Here is an 11,012-nt window from a genome sequence, read left to right as displayed (position 1 = left end):
TTCACCACCAGCGCCAGCCGTGAGGTGGGTCCCTGCTTTCGCAGGGACGACATCGAGCCTGGGATGGGCGCCACAGGGTGTGCGTCGAGCATAGTTGTCGCATGAGCCTCTATCGCAACTTCCTGTCCGTCGGCGGCCTCACCCTCGTGTCGCGCGTCTTCGGCTTCGTGCGCGACGCGCTGATGGCGGCGGTACTGGGGATTTCGCCGGTTTCGGACGCCTTCAACGCTGCCTTCCGCTTCCCTAACCTGTTCCGGCGCCTGTTTGCCGAGGGGGCCTTCAACACAGCCTTCGTGCCGATGTTCTCGGGCGCACTCGAGACCGAGGGACCGGACGGCGCGAGGGAACTGGCGAGCCGGATCATGAGCTGGCTGGTGGCGGCCATCCTCGTCGTCACCATCGTCGTCGAGGTGTTCACGCCGCAGATCATGGTGGTGTTCGTCCCCGGCTTCGTCAGCGAGCCGGCCAAGTTCGACCTCACCGTGTTCCTCACCCGGATCATGTTCCCCTACCTGGCCTGCATGTCGCTGATGGCGGCCTATGCGGCGATCCTCAACAGCCTCGGACGGTTCTTTGCCGCCGCCTTCGCCCCGATCGTGCTCAACATCGTCAACATCTCGGCGCTGGTGCCGCTGGCGATCCTGACGCTGGAGGCGCCCGACACGGCGTTCTGGGTGGCGATTGCGACGATGCTCGGCGGCATCGCCCAGCTCATGCTGGTTTACTGGGCCATCCGGCGCGCCGGCTTCGTGCCGCGCATCCGGCTGCCGCACCTCGATCCCGAAGTGCGCCGCTTCTGGATCCTCGCCGTGCCGGCGATCATCGCGGGCGGTATCACCCAGATCAACATCTTCGTCGGCACCATCATCGCCTCGGGCGCCGACGAGGTGATGTCGATCATCTACAATGCCGACCGGCTCTACCAGCTGCCGCTCGGCATCATCGGCATTGCCATCGGCACGGTGCTCCTGCCCGAGTTGAGCCGCCACCTCAGCGCCGGCCGCGACGGGGAGGCGCGCCAGAGCCAGAGCCAGTCGCTGTTCCTCTCCATGTACCTGTCCATGCCCGCCGCCGGGGCGCTGATCGCCCTCGCCCTGCCGGTGGTCCGCGTGCTGTTCGAGCGCGGAGCGTTCCACGCCGCCGACAGCGCCAACGTGGCGCAGGCGCTCGTCGCCTTCGCCGTCGGCCTGCCGGCGTTCGTGCTCATCCGCGTGCTGCAGCCGGGATTCTTTTCGCGCAAGGACACCAGCACCCCGACCTGGTTCGCGGCCGTCTCGCTGGTCATCAACATCGCGCTGTCGCTGGCACTGTTCGGCAGCCTCAAGCATGTCGGCATCGCGCTCGCGACCTCGATCTCGGCCTGGGTCAACGTGCTGCTGCTGGCCGTCTTCCTCGCTCGGCGCGGCCATTTCGCCATGACCTCGACGGAGTGGCGGCAGCAGGGGCTGATCGCGCTGCTGACGCTGGTCATGGCCGCTGCCCTCTGGGGCGGCGTCGCCCTGCTCGGGCCGGTGTTCGACCCGGGCTATTTCTTCCCCGCCCAGGCACTTGCCCTGTTTGCGCTTTGCATCGTCGGGGCGGGGCTCTACTTCGCGCTCGCCCATTTCACCGGCGTCCAGCCACTCGGCGGGCTGCTCCGGCGGTTGCGCCGGAGTTAGCCTCCCTCCCCCCAAGGGGGAGGGGAGCTTCAGCCTGACGCTTGCCTAGCCGGCCGCTGATGGGCGATAAGCCCAACCTCTTCTAGGGAAACTCTCCATGCCGTTCACCCCGCGCGTCTTTTCCGGCATCCAGCCGTCCGGCGACCTGCACCTGGGCAACTACCTCGGCGCGATCAAGCGCTTCGTGCCCCTGCAGCAGACCCACCACTGCCTCTACTGCGTCGTCGACATGCATGCGATCACGGTCTGGCAGGACCCGGACAACCTCCGCCGCGCGACGCGCGAAGTGGCGGCGGCCTTCGTCGCGGCCGGCGTCGATCCGAAACAGCACATCGTCTACAACCAGTCGCGCGTGCACCAGCATGCCGAGCTCGCCTGGGTGTTCAACTGCGTGGCGCGGATGGGCTGGATGAGTCGCATGACGCAGTGGAAGGACAAGACCGCCGGCAAGAACGCCGAAGCGGAATCGCTCGGCCTGTTCGCCTATCCCTCGCTGATGGCCGCCGACATCCTGCTCTACAAGGCGACGCACGTGCCGGTGGGCGAGGACCAGAAGCAGCACCTCGAGCTGACCCGCGACATCGCGCAGAAGTTCAACAACGACTTCGCGCCCTCGATCAGAGAACAGGGGCTCGAAGCCGACTACTTCCCGAACACCGAGCCGGTGATCACCGGCCCGGCGACGCGCGTCATGTCGCTGCGCGACGGCAGCAAGAAGATGTCGAAATCCGACCCTTCCGACCAGTCGCGCATCCTCATGCTCGACGATGCCGATGCCATCTCGAAAAAGATCAAGCGCGCCACCACCGACCCCGAGGCGCTCCCCTCCGAGGAGGCCGGCCTCAAGGGGCGTCCGGAAGCCGACAACCTCGTCGGCATCTATGCCGCCCTCGCCGATACCACCAAGGCCGAGGTGCTCGCGCAATATGGCGGGCAGGGCTGGGGTGCCTTCAAGCCGGCGCTCGCCGAGCTTGCCGTGGCCCGGCTGACGCCGGTCGCCGACGAGATGCGCCGCCTGATCGCTGATCCGGCCAGCATCGACGCGTTCATGGCCGACGGTGCGGCCCGCGCCGCCGAAATCGCCGAGGCGACCATGTCGGAAGTGCGCCGCGTCGTCGGGTTCATCCGCTGACTGGACGGCGCGCCGTCCATTTGGGACAATGAACTACCCCGGAGGGCGGCGCCTTGGTTGATGTGTTGAACGAATACAGGCGCAAGTTCCTCGTCGTCGTCGACGAGAGCAAGGAAGCCGACCGGGCGGTCACCTTTGCCGCGCACCGCGTCAAGCGCACCGGCGGCACGGTGGTGCTGCTGTCGGTGATCGACAGCCAGGATTTCACCCAGTTCCTCGGGGTCGAGGAGGTGATGCGGGCCGAGGCGCGCGAGGAGGCCGAGCGCCTGCTCGACGCCAAGCGCGCCCGGATTTCGCAGATAGGCCAGGGGATCAGGACCGAATCGGTGATCCGCGAAGGCGACCTCGTGGCCGAGATCGAGGGCTTGATCCGCAAGGATCCGGGCATCGCCATCCTGGTGCTGGCCGCCTCCGCCGGCAAGGACGGGCCGGGGGCGCTGGTCAGCGCCTTTGCCAGCCGGGCCGGGCAACTGGCCCTGCCTGTGATCGTCACCATCATCCCCGGCTCGATGACCGACGAGCAGATCGTGGCGGTAACCTGAGCTGGAACTCTTGCCTTTCGACCATTGGAAATCTATATTTAGAACAATTCTAATGCGAGATCTTCCGGCGGACATGTTCATTCAGACCGAAGCGACGCCGAACCCGGCGACCCTGAAGTTCCTTCCCGGCCGCGACGTGCTGGTGGGTGAGCCGCGCGATTTCCGCGGCCCCGAATCGGCTCACGTCTCCCCCCTCGCCTCGGCCCTGTTCGAGGTGCCCGGCGTCGACGGCGTGTTCCTCGGCTCCGACTTCATCTCGGTGACCAAGGACAGTGCCGAGTGGAGCCACATCAAGCCGGCCATCCTCGGCGTGATCATGGAGCATTTCCTGTCCGGCAAGCCGGTCCTCAACGACGGCACCAGCGAGGTCGAGACGGCCGGCGACGAGTTCTTCGATACCGCCGACACCGAGACCGTCGAGGTGATCAAGGAACTGCTGGCCACCCGCGTCCGTCCGGCCGTGGCGATGGACGGCGGCGACATCACCTTCAAGGGCTTCAAGGAAGGCACCGTGTACCTGCACATGCAGGGGGCCTGTTCCGGCTGCCCGTCCTCCACCGCGACGCTCAAGTCCGGCATCGAGAACCTGCTCCGCCATTTCGTCCCCGGCGTCGAGGCCGTGCAGCAGGTCTGAGGCCTGCGCTGACGTGAGTATGGACGCCCGGCCATTGGTCGGGCGTTTTGTTTTGCGTCGGCGCGTCGGGTCACCCCCACCCTAGCGCAACTGGGTGGGGTGACGCCCCGAGCGCCGAGCCCACGTGACAACCCGGCGCCGAACCCCTATCTCTCGCCCATGCCCACCGCGCTCCTCGCCATCGATACCGCCGCGCCGCGCCTGCAACTCGCATTGCTGCTGGGCGACACGGCCGACACGCTCGTCGAGGACATGGCGCAGGGCCAGGCCGAGCGCATCTTTCCGGCCATCGACGCACTGCTCGCGCGCACCCGGATCGCCTATGCCGACCTGACGCGCATCGCGGTCACCACCGGCCCCGGGTCCTTTACCGGCTTGCGCATCGGCCTGAGCGCTGCGCGTGGGCTGGGTCTCGCGCTGGACATTCCGGTGGTCGGCATCCCGACGCTGCTGGCGCTGTCGCTCGGCTGCGGTTGCGACGCGGCGGCGGTGCTGCTCGATGCGCGTCGCGACGAGGCCTATTTCCAGCTCTTTTCCGGCCCGGCGATCCCGGTGGGCGGCCCGGCGCTGCTGCCGATGGAAGAGGCGCGCCGCCGCATCCCGCCGGGGGTGGCAACGCTCACCAGCCCCTTCGTCGATATCGCGGCGCTGGCTCGCTTCGCCGCGACGGTCGATCCCTCGCACTACCCGCCCGAGGCGGCCTATATCCGCGACGCCGACGCCAAGCCGCAGGAGAAGTTCCGCGTCGCGAGGGTGTCGCCATGAATTTCTGGCTCTCCCCGGCAACCCTGCATGTCGAGCCGGCCCGCCCCGGCGATGCCGAGACGATCGCCCGCCTGCATGCCGAAGGGTTCTATCGCGGCTGGACGCGCGAGGAGTTCGCGGCCTACATCGCTGGCGACGGAACGCCGGTCTACGTGGCCTGCGATGCCAGGCGCCACATCGCCGGCTTCGCCATGCTGCGCCACCTCGGCGAGGAGGTCGAGCTCATCACCATCGCCGTCGACCGCAAGTGGCGCAAAAAGGGCGTCGGCCTGATGCTGATGCGCGCCCTGTTCGAGGCGCTGCTGATGAGCCCGGCGCGCCGCATGCTGCTGGAAGTCGCCGCCGACAACGCGGCCGCCCTGCGGCTCTACGGCAAGCTGGGGTTTCACAAGATCGGCGAACGCAAGGGCTACTACCCCCGCCCCGACGGGACGCCGGCCACCGCTATTGTCATGGCGCGCGATCTTGGCTAACCCCGCATGAGCGATACAGGAGACGGGGGACCACAGATGAGCAGGCCCCAGGTCCAGACCCTCGAAGAGCAGTGCGCCCTCAAGGGCATGCGCATGACCGACCAGCGCCGGGTGATCGCCCAGGTGATCGAGCAGGCGATCGACCACCCGGATGTCGAGGAGCTGTATCGGCGGGCCAGCGCCATCGACGCGCGCATCTCGCTGTCGACGGTCTACCGCACGCTCAACCTGTTCGAGGAAGCCGGCCTCGTCACCAAGCACGACTTCAAGGACGGCCGCGCCCGCTTCGAGCTGATCCCCGACGAGCACCACGACCACCTGATCGACATCCGCTCCGGCAAGGTCATCGAGTTCCGCAACGAGGAAATCGAGGCCATCCAGGAAGTGATCGCCAAGCGGCTCGGCTATCAGCTGGTCGACCACCGGCTGGAGCTCTATGCTGTGCCGCTGAAGCCGGACGATACGAAGAAGTGACCACGCCATGATCCTGCGCAGCCTGTTCTTCATCTTCCTCTACATCCCCTTCCTCATCGTTTTCATCCCGCTGCAGTTCATCGTGACGCGGCTGGGGCTGAGCTGGAATTTCATCCCCCGCTGGTTCCACACCATGGGCTGCATCTTCCTCGCCATGAAGGTGAACGTGGTCGGCGAGCCTTCGCATGATCGCCCGACGCTGATCGTCTCCAACCACATCTCCTGGACCGACATCATCGCCGTCGGCTCCAAGGCCGACGTGACCTTCGTCGCCAAGTCCGAGATCGCCAAATGGCCCTTCGTCGGCTTCATGGCCTCGCTGCAGCGCACGCTCTATGTCGATCGCAAGCGGCGCGGCGACGCCCACCGCGCCAGCCAGGAGATGGGCAAGCGCATCGCCGCCGGTGGCGCCGTGCTGCTGTTCGGCGAGGGCCAGTCCGACATCGGCACCCACGTGCTGCCCTTCCGCTCGGCCCTGATCGGCGCAGCGCAGCATGCGATGGAAGCGGCGGGTGCCGCCGAGGTACTGATCCAGCCGCTAACCATCGCCTACACCAAGCTGCAGGGCCTGCCGGTGGGCCGGACCGATCGCTCGCTGATCGCCTGGATCAAGTCCAAGTCGGTCAAGCAGAACATCAGGGAAATCCTGACCGGCGGCACCCGCGAGGTCACCCTCGCCTTCGGCACCCCCCGCCCACTCTCGGCCGGCGCCGACCGCAAGCTCCTCGCCAAGGAAACCGAGAACGAAGTCCGCAGGATGCTGGTCGCGTTGAACCGCGGCACGCCGCTGCCGATCGCGGCGGAATAGGGCCAGCGACCCCCAGCCACCCCTCACCCGTCCCGGCTTCGCCGGTCCACCCTCTCCCCGACGGGGAGAGGAACAGGGGTGGTCGCAGCCGTGGGGTCATTCCCGCGAAAGCGGGAACCTCTGTTTTGGTGCGTGCCGCCAAACGGAGATCCCCGCTTTCGCGGGGATGACCCAGTTCAGCGGGTGTGCCCACCCCTCCCACCGCGCTTGTTTTTGCACTCCGGCTCCATACGGTGTATTTCCCCCGCCATGAACGAGCACGCGCCGAAAAAACTGTTCATCAAGACCTATGGCTGCCAGATGAACGTCTACGATTCCGATCGTATGGCGGACGCGCTGGCGCCGCATGGCTATGAGCCGGTGCAGGCGGCCGAGGATGCCGATCTCGTCGTGCTCAACACCTGCCATATCCGCGAAAAGGCCTCCGAGAAGGTATTTTCCGAGATCGGGCGGCTGCGCGAGCTGCGCGACGAGCGCCGGCTGGCCGGTGGCGACCTGATGATCGGCGTCGCCGGCTGCGTGGCGCAGGCCGAGGGCGACGAGATCGTCCGCCGCGCGCCGGCCGTGAACCTCGTGTTCGGCCCGCAGAGCTATCACCGCCTGCCCGAACTGCTCGCCCGCGCCCACAACGGCGCCAGGGTCGTCGACACCGATTTCCCCGAGGAGGACAAGTTCGAGCACCTGCCGGCGGCGAAAAAGGAAGTCACCGCCAGGCGTGGCCTCACCGCCTTCCTCACCGTGCAGGAAGGCTGCGACAAGTTCTGCTCGTTCTGCGTCGTGCCCTACACCCGTGGTGCCGAGACCTCGCGCCCTCTCGAGCAGGTCTTGCGCGAAGCCGAGAACCTGGCCGAAGCCGGGGTGCGCGAGCTCACCCTCCTGGGCCAGAACGTCAACGCCTGGCACGGGCTCGATGCCCGTGGCCGCAGCGTCGGCCTGGGCGAGCTGTGCTACCGGCTGTCGCTGATACCGGGCATCGCCCGCATCCGCTACACCACCTCGCACCCGCTCGACATGACCGACGAGCTGATCGAGATGCATCGCGACCTCGACGCGCTGATGCCCTACCTGCACCTGCCGATCCAGTCGGGTTCGGACGCGATCCTCAAGTCCATGAACCGCCGCCACACCGTGGCCGAGTACATGGCCGTGATCGAGCGCATCAAGGCGGCCCGGCCCGACATGGCGATGTCCGGAGATTTCATCGTCGGCTTTCCCGGCGAGACCGACGCCGATTTCGACGCGACCATGCAGGTCGTGCGCGAGGTCGGCTATGCCTCGGCCTATACGTTCAAGTACTCCATCCGCCCCGGCACCCCGGGCGCCACCATGGACGGGCAGGTGCCCGAGGCGAAGAAGGCCGAGCGGCTTGCCCGCCTCAACGAGCAGATCAACACCCAGATGCACGCCTTCCATCGTTCGGTGGTGGGCCGCACCCTGCCGGTGCTGATCGAGAAGGCGGGCCGGCAGCCCGGCCAGGTCGGCGGCCGCTCGCCCTACCTGCAGGCCGTGCACATGCAAGGCCCGACCCGGCTGATCGGCCAGATCGTGCCGGTGGAAATCATCGAGGCCAGGAATAATTCGCTCACTGGCAAGATTGTCACAGACGCGGAACCGAATCCTGCTAGCGTTATTGAGTCTCGAGCCACCGCGGCCCATATCTGAGGCTGCACTTACAGGAGCCGACAGAGATTTGAGCAGGCATTTGCCCCCGTCTTTAGACCACGGCCCGTCCTCCCAGCTTGAACTCGCCTTCGAAGACAACAAGCTCGCCGCGCAGCTCTACGGCGATTTTGACCAGCACCTGGCCTTGATCGAGCAGCGCTTGAGCGTCCAGGCGACGCCGCGCGGCAATCACGTCATGTTGAAGGGCGGGGCGAGTGGCGTCGATCAGGCGCGGCGCGTGCTGGAATCGCTCTACGAGCAGCTCGAGGAAGGCCAGCAGATCGACGTTGCCACCGTCGACGGCGTCATCCGCATGATCGAGACCGAGGACAGCCAGCTGACGCTGCCTACGCTCGAGAAGAAGGGCAGGGTGCGCATGGCGCAGATCGCCACCCGCAAGGCCACCATCGTCGCCCGCACCCCGGCGCAGGACGCCTACATGCGCGCCATGGACCGGGCCGAACTGGTCTTCGGCGTCGGCCCGGCCGGCACCGGCAAGACCTACCTCGCCGTCGCCCACGCGGCGACGCTGCTCGAGCGCGGCGACATCAACCGCATCATCCTGTCCCGTCCGGCCGTCGAGGCGGGCGAGCGCCTCGGGTTCCTGCCCGGCGACATGAAGGAGAAGGTCGATCCGTACCTGCGGCCGCTCTATGACGCCCTCTACGACATGATGCGCCCGGAACATGTCGAGCGCTGCATCACCTCGGGCATCATCGAAGTGGCGCCGCTCGCCTTCATGCGCGGCCGCACCCTCGCCAACGCCGTGGTCATCCTCGACGAGGCGCAGAACACCACCTCGATGCAGATGAAGATGTTCCTGACCCGCCTGGGCGAGAACAGTAAGATGATCGTCACCGGCGACCCGACCCAGGTCGACCTGCCGCGCGGCGAGAAATCCGGTCTGATCGAAGCGGTGAACCTGCTCGACGGCGTCGAGGGCGTGCACATCTCGCGCTTTTCCGACAAGGACGTGGTACGCCACGCCCTGGTGGGCCGGATCGTCCGGGCCTACGAAGCCGACAGCGCGCGTCGGCTGGCCGAACAGAACAAGGCCTGAGCGGCAGCGGGGCTTGCCCGCATCGCGCCTCCCCACCGGCTGTCATCCCAGCGAGGGCCGGGAATCCATGGCGCAGCCGGCGCGAAGATAGAAGCAACTCACGGTGTCATTCCCGCGAAAGCGGGAATCTCAGTTTGCGGAGCGTGCAGCTAAACAGAGATCCCCGCTTTCGCGGGGATGACACCTCAGATGGTTCAGACAGAAACGTGAAAACGCCAAAATCCCCCTTGTCGATCGCCTTCGCGATCAATGCCGATGGCTGGCCGGAAGGGCTTGAGCCCATCGCCGAACGCGCCATCCGCGAGGCGCTGAAGCAGTCCGAAGCCGAAGTCGCCGGCGTCGCCGAGGTCTCGGTGGTGCTCACGGACGATGCCGAGCAGCGCGAGCTCAACCGGCAGTGGCGCGGCATCGACAAGTCCACCAACGTGCTGAGCTTCCCCCAGCTCGAGCCCTTCGCTCTGGTCGAGGGATTGGTCGGCGACATCATCCTGGCGCGCGAGACACTGGAGCGCGAGGCGGAGGAAATGGGCATCGGCTTCAACGACCATTTCACCCATCTGGTGGTGCATGGCTTCCTGCACCTGCTCGGCTACGACCACATCGAGGATGAGGACGCCGAGGAGATGGAAGGGCTGGAAACGAAAATCCTCGCGACCCTCGGCATTGCCGATCCCTACGCCGACGACTAGATTATGCCCTCCGATGAATTGAAGGCCGCCTTGCGGCCAACCCGATGAACGAGTCCGATACGCCCTCTGCCCCGGCCAGGAAACCGGCCGCCAAGTCCAACAGCGAGCCTCCTTCTAGTCCCGCCTCCACCGCCACGTGGGGGCAGCGGCTCTGGCACTGGCTGCGCTCCGTCATGGCGATGCGCACCGTGTCCCTGCGCGACGATCTCGAGGTCGCCCTGGAGAGCGAGGAGTCGGGCGGCACCGCCGACTTCACCCAGTCCGAACGCGCGATCCTGAAGAACGTGCTCGACCTCGCCGACAAGCGGGTCGAGGACGTGATGATCCCGCGCGCCGACATCGAGGCGATCGAAGCGAGCGAGACGCTGGGCACGCTGGTGGCGCGCTTCCGCCTGGTCGGCCATTCGCGCATGCCGGTCTATGCCGACAGCCTCGACAACATCACCGGCTTCATCCACGTCAAGGATGCGCTGCGCCGCATTACCGAGCCGGTGACCGATCCCGAGGCGACGCTGCCGGTTAAGCTGGTGTCGCCGCCGCTCCGGAGCCGGCTCGAAAAGCTCGACATCGTGCGCCAGGTGCTGTTCGTGCCGCCGCTGATGCCGGTCGGCGACCTGTTGCAGCAGATGCAGCTGAAGCGCGTGCACATGGCCGTGGTCATCGACGAGTACGGCGGCACCGACGGGCTCGTCACCATCGAGGACCTGCTCGAGGCCGTGGTCGGCGAGATCGAAGACGAGCACGACGACGACGTGGCGCTGGTGCGCAAGGTCAATTCCAATGTGTTCATCGCCTCGGCCCGCGCCGAACTCGAGGAGGTGCGCGAGGTGATCGGCCCCGACTTCGACCCCGGCCAGCATGCCGAGGAAGTGGATACGCTGGGCGGGCTGGTGTTCGAACTGGCCGGCCACGTGCCGCTCAAGGGCGAGCATGTCAACGGCATCAAGGGCTTCGAGTTCGAGGTGCTGCAGTCCGACAGTCGGCAGGTCAAGCGCGTCAAGATCAAGCGCGTCAAGCAGCGCGCCCCGCGTCCGCCCAAGCCGCCGGCCGCCAAGCAGCCCGACGACGCCCCGGCAGCCCCGGTGGCGGAGTAGCGGGCAGCCGCAGCCGCATTG

12 protein-coding genes are annotated in these 11,012 nt (G+C 66.8%); all 12 read left to right on the top strand.

Annotation, left to right across the window (positions count from 1 at the left end):
* The first annotated feature begins 101 nt into the window (after positions 1–101).
* Positions 102–1,658: a murein biosynthesis integral membrane protein MurJ gene (murJ, locus tag J0I99_RS08630; RefSeq protein WP_291397100.1), complete on the top strand. Its 1,557-nt coding sequence runs from the start codon at positions 102–104 to the stop codon at positions 1,656–1,658.
* Positions 1,659–1,755: 97 nt separating this feature from the next.
* Complete coding sequence (trpS, locus tag J0I99_RS08625) at positions 1,756–2,790, top strand: tryptophan--tRNA ligase (RefSeq protein ID WP_291397099.1); 1,035 nt, start codon at positions 1,756–1,758, stop codon at positions 2,788–2,790.
* Between the two features lie 65 nt (positions 2,791–2,855).
* Positions 2,856–3,332, top strand: a complete 477-nt coding sequence (locus J0I99_RS08620) for a universal stress protein (RefSeq protein WP_291389508.1) — start codon at positions 2,856–2,858, stop codon at positions 3,330–3,332.
* Between the two features lie 73 nt (positions 3,333–3,405).
* The gene (locus tag J0I99_RS08615) at positions 3,406–3,966 is read left to right on the top strand and encodes a NifU family protein (RefSeq protein WP_291389507.1); all 561 of its coding nucleotides are present in this window, start codon (positions 3,406–3,408) and stop codon (positions 3,964–3,966) included.
* 159 nt (positions 3,967–4,125) lie between these two features.
* Positions 4,126–4,731: a tRNA (adenosine(37)-N6)-threonylcarbamoyltransferase complex dimerization subunit type 1 TsaB gene (gene tsaB / locus J0I99_RS08610; RefSeq protein ID WP_291397098.1), complete on the top strand. Its 606-nt coding sequence runs from the start codon at positions 4,126–4,128 to the stop codon at positions 4,729–4,731.
* A complete protein-coding gene (gene rimI / locus J0I99_RS08605) occupies positions 4,728–5,204 on the top strand; it encodes a ribosomal protein S18-alanine N-acetyltransferase (RefSeq protein ID WP_291397097.1) in 477 nt (158 codons plus the stop codon). Before tsaB ends, rimI begins: the two co-directional genes overlap by 4 nt.
* A gap of 36 nt (positions 5,205–5,240) precedes the next feature.
* Positions 5,241–5,678 carry a Fur family transcriptional regulator gene (locus tag J0I99_RS08600; RefSeq protein ID WP_291389529.1) on the top strand — a complete coding sequence of 146 codons (438 nt, stop codon included), beginning with the start codon at positions 5,241–5,243 and terminating at the stop codon, positions 5,676–5,678.
* Positions 5,679–5,685: 7 nt separating this feature from the next.
* On the top strand, positions 5,686–6,486 hold the full coding sequence (locus tag J0I99_RS08595) for a 1-acyl-sn-glycerol-3-phosphate acyltransferase (RefSeq protein ID WP_291389528.1): 801 nt from the start codon (positions 5,686–5,688) through the stop codon (positions 6,484–6,486).
* A gap of 249 nt (positions 6,487–6,735) precedes the next feature.
* Positions 6,736–8,148, top strand: a complete 1,413-nt coding sequence (gene miaB / locus J0I99_RS08590) for a tRNA (N6-isopentenyl adenosine(37)-C2)-methylthiotransferase MiaB (RefSeq protein ID WP_291397096.1) — start codon at positions 6,736–6,738, stop codon at positions 8,146–8,148.
* A 40-nt stretch (positions 8,149–8,188) separates the two neighbouring features.
* Positions 8,189–9,208, top strand: coding sequence for a PhoH family protein (locus tag J0I99_RS08585; protein WP_291397095.1), 1,020 nt, complete (start codon positions 8,189–8,191; stop codon positions 9,206–9,208).
* Positions 9,209–9,435: 227 nt separating this feature from the next.
* Positions 9,436–9,897: an rRNA maturation RNase YbeY gene (gene ybeY, locus J0I99_RS08580; protein WP_291397094.1), complete on the top strand. Its 462-nt coding sequence runs from the start codon at positions 9,436–9,438 to the stop codon at positions 9,895–9,897.
* A 44-nt stretch (positions 9,898–9,941) separates the two neighbouring features.
* Entirely contained in the window at positions 9,942–10,991 is a 1,050-nt protein-coding gene (locus J0I99_RS08575; RefSeq protein WP_291397093.1) for a hemolysin family protein, read from the top strand.
* Positions 10,992–11,012: the final 21 nt, after the last annotated feature.

It is taken from the genome of Devosia sp., assembly GCF_017307495.1.
Lineage (GTDB): Bacteria > Pseudomonadota > Alphaproteobacteria > Rhizobiales > Devosiaceae > Devosia_A.
The sequence above is the reverse complement of the archived record's forward strand: the minus strand, read 5'-3'. Positions and strand labels throughout refer to the sequence as shown.

Bases quoted from the DNA above. Each gene is read 5' to 3' on its own strand.
- murJ (WP_291397100.1), top strand. From the start codon at position 102: ATGAGCCTCTATCGCAACTTCCTGTCCGTCGGCGGCCTCACCCTCGTG.
- trpS (WP_291397099.1), top strand. From the start codon at position 1,756: ATGCCGTTCACCCCGCGCGTCTTTTCCGGCATCCAGCCGTCCGGCGAC.
- J0I99_RS08615 (WP_291389507.1), top strand. From the start codon at position 3,406: ATGTTCATTCAGACCGAAGCGACGCCGAACCCGGCGACCCTGAAGTTC.
- tsaB (WP_291397098.1), top strand. From the start codon at position 4,126: ATGCCCACCGCGCTCCTCGCCATCGATACCGCCGCGCCGCGCCTGCAA.
- rimI (WP_291397097.1), top strand. From the start codon at position 4,728: ATGAATTTCTGGCTCTCCCCGGCAACCCTGCATGTCGAGCCGGCCCGC.
- J0I99_RS08600 (WP_291389529.1), top strand. From the start codon at position 5,241: ATGAGCAGGCCCCAGGTCCAGACCCTCGAAGAGCAGTGCGCCCTCAAG.
- J0I99_RS08595 (WP_291389528.1), top strand. From the start codon at position 5,686: ATGATCCTGCGCAGCCTGTTCTTCATCTTCCTCTACATCCCCTTCCTC.
- miaB (WP_291397096.1), top strand. From the start codon at position 6,736: ATGAACGAGCACGCGCCGAAAAAACTGTTCATCAAGACCTATGGCTGC.
- J0I99_RS08575 (WP_291397093.1), top strand. From the start codon at position 9,942: ATGAACGAGTCCGATACGCCCTCTGCCCCGGCCAGGAAACCGGCCGCC.